24 protein-coding genes are annotated in these 15271 nt (G+C 61.9%); 18 read left to right on the top strand and 6 right to left on the bottom strand.

The window, feature by feature from the left end; all coding sequences use genetic code 11:
• Positions 1–22 precede the first annotated feature (22 nt).
• Genes AC1DZY_RS22280 through AC1DZY_RS22330 form a run of 11 tightly spaced genes read left to right on the top strand, consistent with a single transcriptional unit; the run spans position 23 to position 7473 of the window.
• Entirely contained in the window at positions 23–550 is a 528-nt protein-coding gene (locus tag AC1DZY_RS22280; RefSeq protein ID WP_476822342.1) for a phage baseplate protein, read from the top strand.
• Positions 550–864: a phage baseplate plug family protein gene (locus AC1DZY_RS22285; RefSeq protein ID WP_476822343.1), complete on the top strand. Its 315-nt coding sequence runs from the start codon at positions 550–552 to the stop codon at positions 862–864. The genes AC1DZY_RS22280 and AC1DZY_RS22285 overlap by 1 nt, the downstream gene beginning before the upstream one ends.
• Positions 861–1802, top strand: coding sequence for a phage protein (locus AC1DZY_RS22290; protein ID WP_476822344.1), 942 nt, complete (start codon positions 861–863; stop codon positions 1800–1802). The genes AC1DZY_RS22285 and AC1DZY_RS22290 overlap by 4 nt, the downstream gene beginning before the upstream one ends.
• Positions 1803–1806: 4 nt before the next feature.
• Positions 1807–2502, top strand: a complete 696-nt coding sequence (locus AC1DZY_RS22295; RefSeq protein ID WP_476822345.1) for a Gp138 family membrane-puncturing spike protein — start codon at positions 1807–1809, stop codon at positions 2500–2502.
• Positions 2502–2858 carry a contractile injection system sheath initiator gene (locus AC1DZY_RS22300; RefSeq protein WP_476822346.1) on the top strand — a complete coding sequence of 119 codons (357 nt, stop codon included), beginning with the start codon at positions 2502–2504 and terminating at the stop codon, positions 2856–2858. The genes AC1DZY_RS22295 and AC1DZY_RS22300 overlap by 1 nt, the downstream gene beginning before the upstream one ends.
• Positions 2858–4030 (top strand): baseplate J/gp47 family protein, encoded by a 1173-nt coding sequence (locus AC1DZY_RS22305; RefSeq protein ID WP_476822347.1) that lies wholly within the window; start codon positions 2858–2860, stop codon positions 4028–4030. Before AC1DZY_RS22300 ends, AC1DZY_RS22305 begins: the two co-directional genes overlap by 1 nt.
• The gene (locus AC1DZY_RS22310; protein WP_476822348.1) at positions 4030–4704 is read left to right on the top strand and encodes a DUF2612 domain-containing protein; all 675 of its coding nucleotides are present in this window, start codon (positions 4030–4032) and stop codon (positions 4702–4704) included. Before AC1DZY_RS22305 ends, AC1DZY_RS22310 begins: the two co-directional genes overlap by 1 nt.
• 18 nt (positions 4705–4722) lie before the next feature.
• Entirely contained in the window at positions 4723–5913 is a 1191-nt protein-coding gene (locus AC1DZY_RS22315) for a hypothetical protein (protein WP_476822349.1), read from the top strand.
• A 14-nt stretch (positions 5914–5927) separates the two neighbouring features.
• Positions 5928–6410, top strand: coding sequence for a hypothetical protein (locus tag AC1DZY_RS22320; RefSeq protein ID WP_476822350.1), 483 nt, complete (start codon positions 5928–5930; stop codon positions 6408–6410).
• 6 nt (positions 6411–6416) lie between these two features.
• A complete protein-coding gene (locus tag AC1DZY_RS22325; protein ID WP_476822351.1) occupies positions 6417–6887 on the top strand; it encodes a hypothetical protein in 471 nt (156 codons plus the stop codon).
• 55 nt (positions 6888–6942) lie between these two features.
• Positions 6943–7473, top strand: a complete 531-nt coding sequence (locus AC1DZY_RS22330; protein ID WP_476822352.1) for a hypothetical protein — start codon at positions 6943–6945, stop codon at positions 7471–7473.
• Here AC1DZY_RS22330 and AC1DZY_RS22335 read toward each other — a convergent pair.
• On the bottom strand, positions 7470–8381 hold the full coding sequence (locus tag AC1DZY_RS22335) for an FkbM family methyltransferase (RefSeq protein ID WP_476822353.1): 912 nt from the start codon (positions 8379–8381) through the stop codon (positions 7470–7472). The genes AC1DZY_RS22330 and AC1DZY_RS22335 overlap by 4 nt on opposite strands.
• Here AC1DZY_RS22335 and AC1DZY_RS22340 point away from each other — a divergent pair.
• A complete protein-coding gene (locus AC1DZY_RS22340) occupies positions 8371–9648 on the top strand; it encodes an acyltransferase family protein (protein ID WP_476822354.1) in 1278 nt (425 codons plus the stop codon). The genes AC1DZY_RS22335 and AC1DZY_RS22340 overlap by 11 nt on opposite strands.
• On the opposite strand, the gene AC1DZY_RS22345 is transcribed toward AC1DZY_RS22340, so the two are convergent.
• Together AC1DZY_RS22345 and AC1DZY_RS22350 are read right to left on the bottom strand one after the other, a co-directional pair.
• Positions 9645–9845 (bottom strand): hypothetical protein, encoded by a 201-nt coding sequence (locus tag AC1DZY_RS22345; RefSeq protein ID WP_476822355.1) that lies wholly within the window; start codon positions 9843–9845, stop codon positions 9645–9647. The genes AC1DZY_RS22340 and AC1DZY_RS22345 overlap by 4 nt on opposite strands.
• 428 nt (positions 9846–10273) lie before the next feature.
• Positions 10274–10594, bottom strand: a complete 321-nt coding sequence (locus tag AC1DZY_RS22350) for a hypothetical protein (protein ID WP_476822356.1) — start codon at positions 10592–10594, stop codon at positions 10274–10276.
• Positions 10595–10709: 115 nt separating this feature from the next.
• On the opposite strand from AC1DZY_RS22350, the gene AC1DZY_RS22355 reads away from it, so the two are divergent.
• Complete coding sequence (locus AC1DZY_RS22355) at positions 10710–10862, top strand: hypothetical protein (RefSeq protein WP_476822357.1); 153 nt, start codon at positions 10710–10712, stop codon at positions 10860–10862.
• Here AC1DZY_RS22355 and AC1DZY_RS22360 read toward each other — a convergent pair.
• Complete coding sequence (locus tag AC1DZY_RS22360; RefSeq protein ID WP_476822358.1) at positions 10851–11603, bottom strand: hypothetical protein; 753 nt, start codon at positions 11601–11603, stop codon at positions 10851–10853. The genes AC1DZY_RS22355 and AC1DZY_RS22360 overlap by 12 nt on opposite strands.
• Positions 11604–11801: 198 nt before the next feature.
• On the opposite strand from AC1DZY_RS22360, the gene AC1DZY_RS22365 reads away from it, so the two are divergent.
• Complete coding sequence (locus AC1DZY_RS22365) at positions 11802–12518, top strand: NlpC/P60 family protein (protein ID WP_476822359.1); 717 nt, start codon at positions 11802–11804, stop codon at positions 12516–12518.
• Here the strand turns inward: AC1DZY_RS22365 and AC1DZY_RS22370 are convergent, their stop codons facing one another.
• Positions 12519–12893, bottom strand: a complete 375-nt coding sequence (locus tag AC1DZY_RS22370) for a lipocalin family protein (protein WP_476822360.1) — start codon at positions 12891–12893, stop codon at positions 12519–12521. It abuts the gene before it with no gap.
• 76 nt (positions 12894–12969) lie between these two features.
• Positions 12970–13320, bottom strand: coding sequence for a hypothetical protein (locus AC1DZY_RS22375; protein WP_476822361.1), 351 nt, complete (start codon positions 13318–13320; stop codon positions 12970–12972).
• Positions 13321–13416: 96 nt separating this feature from the next.
• Here AC1DZY_RS22375 and AC1DZY_RS22380 point away from each other — a divergent pair, with 96 nt between their 5' ends.
• From AC1DZY_RS22380 to AC1DZY_RS22395, 4 genes are read left to right on the top strand one after another with little or no spacing between them, the layout of a single operon-like run.
• Entirely contained in the window at positions 13417–13887 is a 471-nt protein-coding gene (locus AC1DZY_RS22380) for a hypothetical protein (RefSeq protein WP_476822362.1), read from the top strand.
• A gap of 9 nt (positions 13888–13896) precedes the next feature.
• Positions 13897–14151: a hypothetical protein gene (locus tag AC1DZY_RS22385; RefSeq protein WP_476822363.1), complete on the top strand. Its 255-nt coding sequence runs from the start codon at positions 13897–13899 to the stop codon at positions 14149–14151.
• Positions 14148–14345, top strand: coding sequence for a hypothetical protein (locus AC1DZY_RS22390; RefSeq protein ID WP_476822364.1), 198 nt, complete (start codon positions 14148–14150; stop codon positions 14343–14345). The genes AC1DZY_RS22385 and AC1DZY_RS22390 overlap by 4 nt, the downstream gene beginning before the upstream one ends.
• Positions 14329–14823 (top strand): hypothetical protein, encoded by a 495-nt coding sequence (locus AC1DZY_RS22395; protein ID WP_476822365.1) that lies wholly within the window; start codon positions 14329–14331, stop codon positions 14821–14823. The genes AC1DZY_RS22390 and AC1DZY_RS22395 overlap by 17 nt, the downstream gene beginning before the upstream one ends.
• Positions 14824–15271 lie beyond the last annotated feature (448 nt).

Consider the following 15271-nt stretch of genomic DNA (forward strand, 5'->3'; position numbering starts at 1 on the left):
CAGATAGGGAACCGGTTCACATATGGCTCTCCTCGACGACGCATTCGCACTGCTGATGTCGGGGTCGCGCCAGATCGGGACGTTGATACCTGATGTCGTCATCCGGGAGATCAGCAAGGACGAGATGGTCATCACGGACCATCCGGTCGAGCGCGGCGCGGCGATCTCGGATCATGCGTTCCTGCGCAATGCCGAGATCGAGATGCAGATCGCCTGGTCGGATTCGACGGGCGGCTATGTCGGCTACGCCAACGATGCATACAACGAGCTGATCGCCCTCCAGGGCCTGCGCGAGCCCTTCGACGTTTCGACCGGCTCGCGGCGCTATCGCAACATGCTCCTATCGTCGGTCGCGATGACGAAGGACGAGAAGACCGAGAACATCGCGCTGATCTCGGCGCGGCTGCGTGAAGTCATCATCGTCAACACGCAGACGACGGGTGCGGCGAAGTCGACCCAGGCCAATCCGGCCAAAACGGGATCGACGACGACGGTCGGATCGCAGCAGCTCAAGTCGGGCCCGACAGGGTTCGTCGCCGGAGGCGTCTGATGGCGACGGTTCAGGAATTTCCGCTGCGCCCGGAAGCGCAGGTGATGTCGATCACACTTGGCGCAACTGAATATCAGGTCCGCTTTGGCTGGACCGACACCATCGATGGCGGCTGGTTCATCGACATCAGCGCGCTTGACGGCACGCCGCTCCTCCGTGGCCTGCCGCTGACGGCCGGCGAGAATGTGCTGCAGCAGTTCGACTATCTCGGCTTCCCTGGCGAGATCAGGGTCGTGACCGACAATGATCAGTTGGTCGAGCCGACCTATGCCAATCTTGGCGGCAACGGCAAAGTGCTCTTCATTACGCCATGACACGCCAATGGCTACGCGAGGTCAGCCTGACGGTCGATGCTGGCGGGGAGACGATCGACGTCTCCGAACTGCGGATCCGCTTCAAGGTCACGCAGAACCGGCTTCAGACGCCCAACGCCGCCGACATCGTCATCACCAACCTCAAGGAAGCTACTGCCAAGAAGATCAAGAAAGAGGGCCAAATTGTCACCCTCAAAGCGGGATATCAGGGTGCTTCCGAGGGGCTATTCAAGGGCAATCTGATCCAGAAGCGCACCGGCCGGGAGAACCCTGTCGATACCTACGTCGCTCTCGTCGCGACGTCCGGCGACAAAGCCTACAATTTCGCCACCGTCTCCAAGACGATCGCCGCCGGCTCGACCTTCAAGGACCAGGTCGATGTCGTGCTGGAGGCGATGAAGCCGCACGGCATCACCGCAGGGTACATTGCTGACCTGGGCAGCAAGAAGATGCCTCGCGCCCGGACCATGTTCGGTATGGCCCGCGATGCCATGCGCGACATTGGCTTCTCCACCGGGACGTCGTGGTTCATCGAAGACGACAAGCTCAACATCACGAAGAACAACGAGCCAAAGCCCGGCGAAGCGTTTGTCTTGAACTCGGCCACTGGCATGATCGGCCGGCCAGTCCAGACGCTCGACGGCATTATCGTCCGCATGCTGCTGAACCCGAAGGTTCGCCCCGACACCCGGATCAAAATTGACCAAGGCAGCATCGACGAGGCGGCCTTCAATCCGAACTACACGGCCGAGGTCGCGAACTCGATGCTGCCGTCGATCGCCGATGACGGGATGTACCGCGTGCTCGTTGCCGACCATCACGGCGATAGCCGGGGCAACCCTTGGTACACCGAAGTGATCTGCATCCGAGCTGACGGGCAGGGCCCGCAGCCGATCCGCCTTGCCCAACAGGGCATCGACCTCGACCCCGGACAGTAGCGCCATGGATCTCCGTCAGCGGATCGACGACCCGGAAGAGAACCTCCGGGCTGCGATCGAACAGCACACGTCGAAGATGTGGACGTCAGCGCCGGGCAAGGTCGTATCGGTCGATATGGTCAAGCAAACGATGTCTGTGCAGCTCGCCGTCAAGTCCTTCGTCAAGCAGGAGGATGGCTCGCAGAAGGCGGTCGACATTCCGATCTTGCAGGATGTGCCGTTTCAGTTCCCCGGTGGCGGCGGTATGCTGATGACCTTCCCGGTAAAGCCGGGCGACGAAGTGCTGGTCAATTTCACGGCGCGGGCGCCAGACACCTGGCAGCAATCCGGGGGCGAGCAGGTTCCGCCCGATGCTGGAATGCACAGCTTGTCGAACGGCTTCGCGCAATTGGGCTACCGGTCGAATCCGAACGCCGCAAAGGTCACGGACCCGAGCTCGACCGGCGCGGAGATGCGCTCCGAGGACGGCATGACGAAAATGTCGATGTCGGCAGCGGGGGGCGTGGCCGTATCGACCGACAAGTCGGTCTCAGTCGCGGCGGCGCAGGGCGTCGCGATCGGAAGTGGCGCTGGCGAGACAGCCATCACTGGCACCGTTCGCATCACAGGCGAGCTCATCGTGAACGGCATCGTCTTCTCGACGCATAAGCACACCGGCGTCCAGGCGGGCGGCAGCACGAGCGCGGGGCCGACGAACTGATGCGTCTCCGGAAATTCGACGAGAACGCCGATTATCGTTTCGGCCAAGGCGCGGTGCAGTTCTGGAAAGATCAGCCCGAGGGCGTCGCCCAGGCAGTGGTCCAGCGGCTCCAGCTATGGCAGGGGCAGTGGTATCTCGACAGCGCCGAGGGCATGCCATGGAAGACGCGCGTGCTCGGCAACCGCACAGCCGATACCCGTGACCCTTCGATCCGCGCCCACGTGCTGTCGACGCCAGGCGTGAAGAAGATCACGGCCTATTCCAGCACTCTCGACCGCAACACCCGCGCGTTCAGTGCCGGGCTGACGATCGACACCATCTATGGACCGGCGACGGTCACCGGAGTGAATTCCTGATGGCCCTTCCGGTTTGCACCATCGACGAGAATGGCGTCTTCAAGCCGGACTATGAGGTCGTGCGCGTCTATTTCGAGGACGCTTTCAAGGGCATCTTCGGAGAGGACATCGACGTCGATCCCGACGCGATGGACGGTCAGCAGATCGCGATCGTGGCTTCGGCGATCGATGACGTGAACGCCCAGTGCGTCACGGCCTACAACTCGTTCTCGCCGGCGAATGCTCGCGGCGTCGGACTGTCGTCGAACGTCAAGATCAACGGGCTCAAGCGCCTGGTTGCCAGTAACTCGACTGTGGACTTGCTGATCACTGGCCACGCCGGCACTACGATCACTGGGGGGATAGGGCAAAGCCCGGACGGCACGCAATGGCTGCTGCCGGCGTCGGTGACGATCCCGGACGATGGCGACATCACGGTCACGGCGACGGCGAAGGATATCGGAGCCATCGACGCCGTGCCGGACAGCATCGTGGCGATCGGCACGCCGACGCGGGGCTGGCAGACGGTCACCAATCCCTCTGCGGCGTCTGCTGGCGCAYCTGTTGAACTCGACGCCACCTTGCGCCGCCGGCAAACGGTCTCGACCGCCCTGCCGTCCCGCACGGTATTCGAGGGCACCATCGGCGCTGTCGCTTCGATCACCGGCGTCACCCGCTACAAGGGCTATGAGAACGACACAGGCACGGCCGATGTGAACGGACTTCCGGCGCATTCGATTTCGCTGGTGGTGCTGGGCGGCGACGCCATGGCCATCGCGCAAGCCATCGCCGACAAGAAGGGGCCCGGCGCCGCGACTTATGGCACCACCTCTGTCGACGTCACCGACGAATATGGCGTGACCCGCGCGATCAAATTCTACCGACCCACCACCGCGACCATCAAGGTCGCCCTCGCCATCACTGCGCTGGCAGGCTTCACGGCTGCGATTGAGACTGCGATCAAGCAGGCCTGCGTCGACTGGATCAATGCTCTCGACATCGGCGAGGACGTCGAATTCGCCGAGATCTATGTGCCGGCGAACCTCAACGGCTTGCCCGACCGACGCACCTACAAGATCACCGGGCTGACGATCGCGAAGAACATGGGCTCGCTGGGCACGGCCGATCTGGTCATCGCCTTCAACGAAGCGCCGATGGCCGCGCTCACCGATATCACGACGACGGTGTCCTGATGCCGACGGCTGAAGACTACCTCGCGCTGATCACGCCGGCCTACCGCAGCAAGCCGAAGTTTACGGCGATGATCCGCGCCATCGTGGAGCCGATCGTCGCGCAGCAGGCATTCCTCGAACACCTCCCGATCGACTTCGATCTCGACGTTGCGATCGGCGCGCAGCTCGACGTCGTCGGGGAGTGGGTGGGCCGGACGCGGTTCGTCCGTATTCCAATCGCCAACATTTGGTTCCGCTTCGGCGATGCCGCGCGTGGATGGGGCCGAGGTCTTTGGAAGCGGCCCTACGATACGCCGGATGGGATCACACGCCTTGATGACGGTACCTACCGGACTCTGCTCAGGGCGAAGATCGCCGCGAACAGTTGGGACGGAACCCTACCAGACGCGAAGCGAGCGCTCGACATCATTTTCCCCGATGGCGAGACGAAGCTGGTCCTGATCGATAACCAGGACATGACGATCACCTTCGGCGTCGCCGGCGTGATCCCATCGGCTCTGTTCATCGCACTCCTGTCTGGCGGCTATATTCCGCTGAAGCCCGAGGGTGTCCGCGCGAAATACCGCATCACGACCGTAAGCGGCCCGATCTTCGGCTTTGGCGTCGACAACGACATGATCGGCGGTTTTGGACGCGGCGCGTGGGCCGCCTCGCCTGAATACTTCACTTCCTGATCTCCCGGAGACATCGCAATGCCTACCAACGACTTCCTGCCGTTCGCCACGGCGGGCGGCGCAGGCGTGCTCTCGCAGGCCGAATACGCCGCCCTTGCCGCGCGCCCGTCCGGCTTTGTCGACGGGATTGCAGAACCGACCGAGGTCAACAAGGTCTGGCGACAGGCAGCGTTTATGGCCGCATCGGTGGGGCAGTTCGTCGCCGACTATTCGGGCGGGAATGCGCTCGACAACGGCGTCGTGGCTGACCTGCTTGCCGGCTTGGAGCGAGCCTCGCGCCGGCAGTTCGCGAACGCGATCACGTCAGTGTCCGGGACCGCGACGGCAATTACTGCCACGATGGCCACGGCGATACTGAGCTACGCCGATGTCCTCAATGCGTCGTTCACAATCGTAATGCCGAACGCGGCATCTGGCGGGGGAACCACCTTCGCCGTTGACGGCCTCGCCGCTCAGGCGGTGACATGGGCTGACGGGACCCCGATTGAGGGCAACAACTGGCTTGCCGGCGAGCGTGTCCGGCTCGTTCGTGCTGCGTCGTCATGGGTGATCCCTGGGATCTCGCCGGCCAAGGTGCGCGCGATCACGGCTGGCACGCTGCGCACCGTGGCTCTGACGGCTGCCTCGGGCACCTGGACCGCGCCGGCCGATGTTTCTGTCGTCAACCGCGTCCTTGCCATTGGCGGCGGCGGGTCGGGCGGAAATTCCGGCACGACAGCGTCGAAGGCCAGCGGTGCCGGCGGTGGTGGGGCGTGGGAACGTTTCGGCGTCGCCGTGACGCCTGGCGGAGGAAACGCCTTCACCGTCGGCGCCGGCGGGATCGTCAATCCATCCGGACAGGGGTTCAACGGCAACGCAGGCGGATCGACCGCCATTTTTGGCACCACCGGCACGGGCGGCGCAGGCGGCAACGGCGCCAACAATAGCGTCACGGCGATTCAGGTCGCCAACGGCACAGTCAGCGGCACGACGCCGGATATCACCTATCCCGGCGGCCGAGGCACAGAGGGCACCGTTGGCACGGGCGGCGGATCGATCTGGGCCCAGCCCACACAACGCGCCTTCACTAATGCTGGAGTTAACAACGCAGCTCTGGGCTTCGGCGGCGGTGGCCCGGGCGGCTCCGATTTCGGTGGCGCATGGCAGCCGGGCGGTGCGGGATCCGGTGGCGTCATCCTGCTCCAATACTTCAGCCGCTTCGCACCGTGACGGGAGATATCACCATGAAGCACTATGGCCGCATGATTGCTGGCGTCGTCGTCGAGATCAAAGATCTTCCGGGCGATTTCGATATCGAGGCTCTGTTTGGGCCGGAGCATGGTTTCGTTTCGCTGCCCGCTAAGGTCGAGGCAGGGTGGCTTCAGGACGGCGCGAAGTTCGTAGCGCCGCCCAACCCGACCCTCGATCAGGCTTCGATTCTGGCCGGCCTCAAGGCGGAGGCCGGCCAGACCATCGGCGCCGTGATCAGCACTGCCGCCCAGCTCAACCTGAACGCCGCGATGAATGTGATCACCACGAAGCTTCCGGCCGAGCGATCCGACGACGACCGAGCTTTCGCGAGGACCTTCGCCGAGGGGCATGCGTGGATTCAGGCGGTCAGGGCACGCATCCCTGTGCTCATGAAGGGTAACGGCGAGACACCGCGCGGGGAGGAGCGCTGGCCGATGCCGAGCAGCCCCGTCGTCGATCTGGCCCGTCGGTACTGAGTCGCGATGTCTCTCACGCGCCGCCTCAACCCAAATGGCGATTTCGCCGTGTGGCAGATGGGCCTTGCCAATCCGAGTGCGGATCACGGCGTCATCACTGCCGACGCCTACTATCTCCAGAACACCAGTGGCGCGGTGCTGCGCGTCGAGAAGAGCGCTGACGCGCCGTCGTTTGCCGATGCCGGTTTCGTCGTCCGCCAGTCGATGAAAATCACGGTTCTGACGGCGGCCAACCCTTCAGAGACAGAAAACGCTGGTATCGTCCATACTGGCACCGGAGACCGCTTCGCGCAGATGCTGCTTGGCCGGGCCCCGGTGCGATCTCTGTTCATGAAGGCGAGCGGCCCCTTTCACATTATCCTACGGACTGCGATCGAACGCTCCGTATTTCACATATGCTGCGGGCGCGGAGGTTGGTCAGACCTGGCGCAAGTTCACCGCATTGATGCCGGTCCCGCCTGCTACGGACTGGGGTGAGGGAGCAGCGCGCGGTTATGCCTCCTTCCTGTTCTTGGGCGGCGGCACAGCGTTCGTGCAGCCGCCGGACGTCTGGGAAGCTGGGCCGAAGGGCGTCGTGCCCGGTCAGAGCAAATTCCTCGGCACAGTCGGCAACACACTCTGGGTCGCGGCGGACCAGCTTGAGGCAGACGTTGCTTCGCCCTTCGAGCAGCGTCCCTACGAAGACGAAGAGTGGGACTGCCTTCGCTACATACAGAAGAGCTTCTGGCGCGATGTCGCGCCGAAGGCAGGATGGGCAAGCCAGGGCACCCCCTTCCATGCCGGGCAACATTATTTCGCGGCGACACGATCCGGCGGGAACGGATGGCAGGGGACGCAGATCGATTTCAAGCGGCCGATGATTGCCGCGCCGATCGTATCGATCTTCAATCCGGTCGGGCCGGGGTCGCTCGTCCTGAACTGGAACCGGGCGACGGCCGTAGGCGCTTCTATCGACGCCGTGACTGAGAAGGGGTGCCGACTGTCAGCGTGCGATCCTGGCGCCAGCCTTGGCGACACGCTCGTGACAGGGTGGCTCGCCAACGCATCGGTCGATCCGGGCTAGGCGCGCGGGTTCAAGCAGTCGATCAGCCCACCGACGAAATCGGCCCGGCCGAAAGGTGTCGGGACATTTTTCGTCGCTTGGGGGAAGTCGTGGATGATGGACCAGCCCTGATCGACCAGTAGAGCCCGAAGCCTCGCCTCGATCTCGGCCGAGTGCGTCTCGATGTGCATTCGACGGACGCGGGCGTTCAGGAACTCGATCGAGGCCGGGATGACATCGACCTCGGCGCCCTGGATGTCCATGTCGATCAGATCGATAAACTCGATGCCGCCGATCATGTCGATCAGCGGGCGAGATTCAACGTCTATCGAATAGAAGCCATTGGAGAGCGCCTTCATCGGCCGCCCGAAATAGCTGCCCTCGACTTCGGTGAGCTGATCGCGATATTCCGCGTGGACGGCGCTCTGGCCGTACCAGTCGCGAGCGTTGGCGGCGCCAAGAGTTGACGGGCCTTCGACATAAAAGGGGATGGTACCGGTCTCGCCCACGGCGAACGGGAAGACCGTGTATTTCGCCGGGCTGATGTCGTTGTCCGACATATGATCGGGAATCCATTCAAGGTGCTGCGGCTCAACCTCAGCCATGTGCAGGCGATAATCTTTCGCCAGCCGGCGAGCGGCGAGGGCGGCGACGCATGACCAACGGCCGAAGCCGGCGCCCAGCTCGACGAAGGTGAAGCGCGGCCCGGCAGCTTTGGCAGCCTCTAGGATGCTCTTGAACTCGAAGAAGGCCTCACCGACGTCGGGCGGGGCGGCTGATGCCGTGTCGATCGCGCAGAACTCCGCCCGCGTTAGCCCGCCGAGGAAATTCACCTCGAAGTTAGGCGGCGTCACCGCTCGTAAATTCTGGAACTCGCGGAAGATGGCGGGCGCGGTCTGACGTCGATTGAAAAAGCGCATGCCGCTCATTCTCATATTGGCCCGGCTCGCGCCAGCCACTGCAGCCGCCCGGCGGCTTTTTCTTGCCCGGGGCAGGCGCCTACTCGTTCGTGACATCTCGGCTTCCGTGTACTACGAAGGCCTGCAACGGAAAGGGCACATGGGCGTTGTTCGGTTTCTATTGGCGATGTCCGTCGTGTTTATGCACTACGGCCGGTTACCTGGTGTTCCGCTTCTCTTCGGTTCGGCCGTYGTCCTAGGCTTTTTCATCATCTCGGGCTTCTATATGGCCCTTGTCCTGACAGAGAAATATAAGGGACCAGGGGCGCTTGCGGAGTTCTACACCGCTCGAGCGCTTCGCATATTCCCGGCCTACTTTGTTTTGCTCGCGCTTGCCCTGATCTCTTTGCCAGTCCTAGGGCGCAATGGATGGCTTACGGCGTCAGGTTTCTGGAGCGAACTAGCCAGCCAGACGCTCATGCAGCAAATTTTCACAATGCTGCCAAACACCTTTATCTTCGGGCAGGATCTTCAATATTATTTCTACTACGACGGCGGCAAGATCGTTTTCGCAGAGAACATGCAGCAGCCGTTTCGCTATCCCAATCACTTCCTTTTGGTCCCGCAGGCGTGGAGTATTACGCTGGAGCTATATTTCTATCTTATAGCGCCGTTTCTAAACCGATTCAGGACGAGGTATCTTCTCGCGCTTACTATCGCTGGACTAAGTCTTCGCGTGTATCTGTCGGCTTTGGGCGTAAATTATTATCCTTGGTTGTATTTTTGCTTTCCAACGACGGTGTGCTTCTTTCTGATGGGTATGCTGTCATACCGAATCTATGCGGCTTTCCCGCTATTTTGGCGGGCGCCATGGGTTGGCTACGGCAGTGTGACCGCCCTTGTTGCCCTGCCTCTCACACAGTGGTTGTGGTCGCCGTGGGTAACGACACTATCGCGCGGCCAGTTGCCTGACGGTCACCTGTTTCTTGCGCTTGCACCGCTTCTCCTGCCGGGGGCATTTGAGGCGTCAAAGAACTGGGTTTGGGATCGCAGAATAGGAGAGCTTTCTTACTCAATATATCTCGTTCATTTCTTGGTCTACCACTGGACGTTCACAAGCTTCGAAACAGAAACAAAGTTTGGGTACTTTTCACGGCCCGATGCTGTCCTGTGGTATAACTTCTGCACTGTCCTCGCAGCCATCGCCTTGTTCAAGCTCGTAGACGAACCGGTCGACAGGTGGCGGCATCGGCGCTTCGCCCGGCGCGGGGCAAAACCCGAGATGGCATTGGCTTAGACGGAGGCTAGGCTGTCATCCCGCTGGCGTTTCCACTTGCGGGCTTGCGCAATCTGCTCTTGGAATTGCCTTTCTAGTTCGTCGAGTTCGGACGAATTCCACACCGCCAATTCGGCCAGAAACGTCCCTGTCGTCGACGCGCCGTCCGTGACAACAGCAAGCGCGCCGTCCGGCCTGGCTTTCAGATTAATTCGCATACCACTGCTCCAGATTTCAGACTGCAGACTCTAACGTTTCCCTACCAGGGCGCAACGCAATCGGCCGTCGCTTATTGCACTTTGGCGCGCGGTTCCGAGTTCGTGTCGTCGATCCCAAAATGATCCTCGTAGCGCTGCAACGCGCGGCGCAGCGCTGGCGCGGACGGTGCGCCGCAAACGACCTCGACGAACTTGCCAGTTCGGCGCCGAGGGAAAGAGGCGATGTCCACGACTTCCGCCCGCAGGCTGAACGTCGTCCCGTCCGCACTCGATGACACCTCTATCGGGTCACATACTGTAAGAACCAAGCTTTCCTTCACCGTCGCGTCCCTCATTGTTGGCTAGCGACTGAGTAGCACGCTCTCAGCAGGACACCACTGTGGACGACCTTGGCAAGGGTGGCGCGAGAGGGAAGGGCGGCGCTCGACTCAGAACCGCCGTTCGTACATCGGCCGGCCGCCCTCGAAGCGATCACCACGCGGGCCGCGGCGATCGTCACCGTCACGTTCACCGCGCCCGCCGGCGCACACGAGCCTGCCGTTGCGGTTGGACACGTCGCCTCGGCCACAGTCACGAATATCGAGGCGCGTGGGGCGTAGATTTCCGCCGCGATCCTCGCACTCAGCCTCCAAGATGGGACCGCGCTGGCGGACGTCCTGGCAGCTTCCGAGATAGCTGCCTCGAACCTGAGCAGCCGCCGGGGCACTGATCGCAGCGACTGCGAGCCCAACAAGAACAAGGATCTTCATTTTCCGTCTCCGATTTGAACCGATGCTCGCACGTCGATCGTGAACGGAAGCTGAAACGCAGACACCCGATTTTGTCGCCGCCTCCGGGCGGCTTTTCCATGCCCGGAGCATCGTCATGAGATTTCCGGCCACGCTCACCGCGCTGGCGCTTCTGGCGCTCGCCTCATGCGGGGCCGGCGGGCCGGTCTATGCCCATGAGTGGTTCTCTGGGACGGTCAACCCGATCAGGAAGCCAGAGGCGCGAACCTTGCTCGCCTCATTTAGGTGAGTAGACTTTGCCCGCAATTTGCATGCCTGTTCCGCCGGAAAAGCTCGCGCCGGAAGAAATAATATCCAAGGTCGTTTCGGTGTCATATCCCCAAAGATAGATTTTGCGACTTTGCTCGCCAATTTTAATCAGGCGTCGCCTTTCTAAAGAAAATGACGAAGCTCGCGATTGGCCGACTGTTGGTATTTTCTGAGATTTACTGAAAACTTGCGCAGGAGACCAGTTTCGGAGCTTTTCAACGCCCGAATAGCAGTTAGACAATATCATGTAACCATACTCGCGGTTCCATGGCAATTCTGCCAGACTCTCAATGTCCGTTTTTGTCAATGTATTTGGAGTTTTATCTTCTTTACGCACGTCACTATTTGGAGCAAAATGTAATCCTGAYTGTATCTGCCTACCATAGAAACTCCTACCAACAATATTTAGATTATTTGATCCATGACCAAATATAATGCCAGCATGAACTTCATATCCGTTCGAAGCTAGCGCATGTAGTTTTCTCCACTTATCTTTGAAGTCTAACTCTGTGTTGAATGGAATTAGTTCCGTTTTGTCCTTAGCGGGCTTAACTAAATATTCCAATTTTATTGCAGACATCCAGAATTCGGCTGCATATCTGAACTGAGGTTGAGATTGTTTTTCATAGAAAAATGCAAAGAAGAGCCGCTTAGCATTTGAAACCGGACACATTTCGTTCGGGTTTAAACCAATCGCCAATCGATTCAAGTTCAATGCCATCCCAGTTATCCATTCTGTTGTAGCCTCAGGCGCCGAGGACATCGCGAGCTTCAGTCAATAGAAGTCGACTTTGGAAGGCAAGCAGCCAGTCGAAAATTTTGCGATTACAGCGCAGCGACGGACGTCGCCTCAACTGCTGCGGCTGCTACGAAAACAACTCGTATCACGACTCTGCCATTTCGTTATCGGAGCAATATTATGAAATCGAACGCTGATGTGCAGCGGGCGCTGATCGCGCTCGGCTACGACCTGGGCAAGGGCGGTCCCAGCGGCAAGGGCGACGACGACGCCTGGGGCGGCAAGAGCAAGGCGGCGGCCCTGGCCTATCAGAGCAAGAATGGCCTGAAGCCGACCGGCCTGCCCAACGCCGACCTGATCGTTCGCCTCTTCCCAGGCGTCGTCGCGCCGGTGATCCTGCCGCCCTGGTATGCCGAGGCGAAGCGCCTGAAGGGCCTGCGCGAGATCGCCGGCAAGCAGAATTCCAGCGTCATCATGGGCTGGGCCCGCGCGCTCGGACTCGGCTACGCCAATGACGAGACCGCCTGGTGCGGCCTCTTCGTCGCGCACTGCATGGCCTTCGCACTGCCCGGCGAGGCCCAGCCGGCCAATCCGCTTGGCGCGCGAAACTGGCTCAAATTCGGCCGAGAGATCAAGACGCCTTCGCCCGGCGCGGTGCTGGTGTTCTGGCGTGGCAGCAAGGCCGGCTGGTCCGGCCATGTCGGACTCTATGCGGGCGAGCACAAAAGCGACGGTGCCTGGCGCGTGCTGGGCGGCAACCAGAGCGACAGCGTCAGCGAGACCTGGCTCGCGCGCGACCGCCTGCTCGGCATGCGCTGGCCTTCGACCTATCCGCTGCCAACGGGCGGCCGGGTGCTGCTGACGGCAGGCGGCGGCCTGTCGACGAACGAAGCTTGATCATTCTGCCGCCACGATGGAATCGACCCTGACCGCCTCATAGGTTGATCGTCCGCTTTGCGCCTTCAGATAGGTCACACCGTCCAGAAGATAGGGGAAATAGTCCCACTGCCGGCCGCCCTTGTAGGTAACGCCGATCGTATTGGACTTGATCGTCCATGTGCCCTTCGACGGCTTGCCACCACTGCGGGCGAACTCGAACGTGTGGTCGTTGTAGAACGTGAATGTTTGACCGTTTACGAGCTTTACCTTCCGCCCAGCGACAGAATCGACGCTCAGGTTCAGGAACCGGGTCTCGGCGTTCGCAGTATCGAAGAGTCCCGAGCCCACGCTCACGATCAGCGACGTGGTCAGCAGCTTCACGATATCATTCATCGTCGTACTCCCGGAGTTCGATAATCGGCGCGCGTCCTGTCCGCGTGCGGTCAATGTCAACCAGCGAAGCCTGATCTCAGTCGGCGGCTTCGATCTTCGCGATCTTGTCCTGGAATTCGCGCTGGCCCTCGCGCGCCGTGATCCGGACGAACTGCTGGCCGCCATCGATGAAGGTGCTCCAGTTCCGGGAGATCCCGGTCTTGGCGTTCGTCACCAGGATCGAACTGTCGGCCTGCAGCTTCCACGTTGCCACGAAACGCTCCCGTCGCGCGGTCTGGCCGGTGAAGCGGCCGTCCCGATGAAAAATCCAGATGCCGCCGCTTTGACCGGTCACCTTGCGGCCCGCCACGGTTTCGGCGCTCAGGCGCATGAACCGGGTCTCTGCCTGGGCAGCCTGAACGAGCCCCGCCAGCACGGCCGCCGCCACGAAAATTCGCATCGCTCACCCTTCGCAGTCGCCCGCCGGCAAGGTCGCCTCGTCGGCTGTCTTCGTCAACCGCCACCATTCTCCAGGAGTTTCACGATGATCCGCTCCCTGGCGACGCTCGCCGTCGCATTCTTCGCCCTTCTCGGATTCGCCGCCGTCGCCAGTGCGCAGTCGCTTTCGACCGGCTCGGCCGTCTTCGAGATCGTGCGCCCCTTCCTCGTCGAGCTCGCCAGCGCGCTGATCGTGGCGATCGTCGGCTGGCTAGCAGTCACCGTGAAGGCCAAGCTCAACATCGACCTCGACGCAAAGCATCGCGAAGCCCTGCAGGCCGCGCTGACGAACGCGGCCGGGCTCGTCATCAATCGCGCCGGCGGCATGGCCGGGGCACTGGCCCTGCCGAGCCGCAACCCGCTGATCGTCGAGGGCGTCGACTATGTCGTGAAGAGCGCGCCGGACGCGCTAAAGCATTTCGGCATCACGCCTGAAGCCGTTGGCTCGGTGCTCACCGAGAAGCTCGAGGCGAAGATCGGCGTGATGGTTTCGACCGGCGCAGCTGCGCAGGCCTGACCACCTGCCATGACCGATCCGCTCGCCTCGTCCGTCGCCGAGCTACTCAAGATTGGGCTGCCCGGCGTCATCATCCTCGCGCTGGCCTGGGCCTACTGGCGGCAGGTTCTTCGCAACGAAACCCTATCGGATCGCCGCGTCGAGGATGCCCAGAAGCTGACCGACCTCGTGCGGGCGAACACGGAAAGCCGCGAGAAGCACACCGCCGCGATCGACAGCCTGGCCGATCTGATGCGCGACGTGCAGATCAGGGGACGGCGATGATGCAACCGCTGACGTGCGTGATCGGCCGGCTGCGCCGTGCACTGCGGCCGATCGAGGAAACCCCGCAGGACCGTAGCCTGACGGCTGCCGTCGCCGACAATCTCCGCGCCGCGAGACGCGCCGATCGCGCGATCGAGACGCTGAACGAAGTCGCCACCTTGGTGAAGGACCATGCCCATGCCGGCCGCCGTTAAGATACTCCTGCGCGGCCACCTGATGCGCGCCTTCCTCGGCTTCATGACGGTTGGCTGCCTGCTTTTCGTCGTGGTGCCAGAGGCCGCGCTGATCGAGGCGCTGAACCTGATTGCTCTTTCCTTCGCCGGCGCGGTCATGGTCGCCTATGCGCCCGTCGTCTGGATTGCGCTGCAGGCGGAGATGCCGACGCGTGGGCAGGTGCTCGCCGTCGGCATCTTCCTGACGCAAGCGGCGAGCTTCATTGCCCGCATCGTATCGCTTGGCTATCGTTCTCTGGGCTGGCGCGACGTGGTCAACACCGACCTCGTCAGCCTGTTTGTCTTCCTGACCATCCTCGGCGCGCTCTGCCATCTAAACGCCCCGGAAGTCGTGGACGGCTCGGTGCCGACGCGGCAGTGGGTGCGAATCGGCATCGTCTTCGGCGTCGGGGTCTTCCTGATCGCGGGCTTCCTCGCCGCGCCGATCTGGTGGCCATAACGGAATCGCCGGGCCGTCAGCCCACGGCGTTCGGGACCGGCCGGATCCGGTGTAGAGCCCTCCTTGGGCAGTTTCCTCCCTACTAGGCCGCGTGATCCTTCGGGGTGGCGCGGCCTTTTTTGCGACCTAGCGTGCGCTCTCCTTTTTCGCTGGCCTAGGACCTGCGGCAAGCAGCCGATTGCCCGCCGACCGGGATCGTCTTGATGCGGATGCCGCAGGGGTTGCGGCAAGCCGTTCAACGGCAACGATGATGCAGGGAAAATTCGCCTTCCTAGAAGCTCATTTTGAGCGAGGCAGTTCCGGCGTATGTCCGGCTGTTGGCCGATGCGGTACCGTCGAAACGGCCGCCGAGCACGAGATTGGGCGAGATCAGGTAGTCGACCCCGGCGGCGAACAGGCCGACGTCGCGGTCCTGGCGTGCGCCGGCGATCACGAAGCTCGCCGATGG

It is taken from the genome of Allobosea sp. P2_A10 (assembly GCF_056405115.1).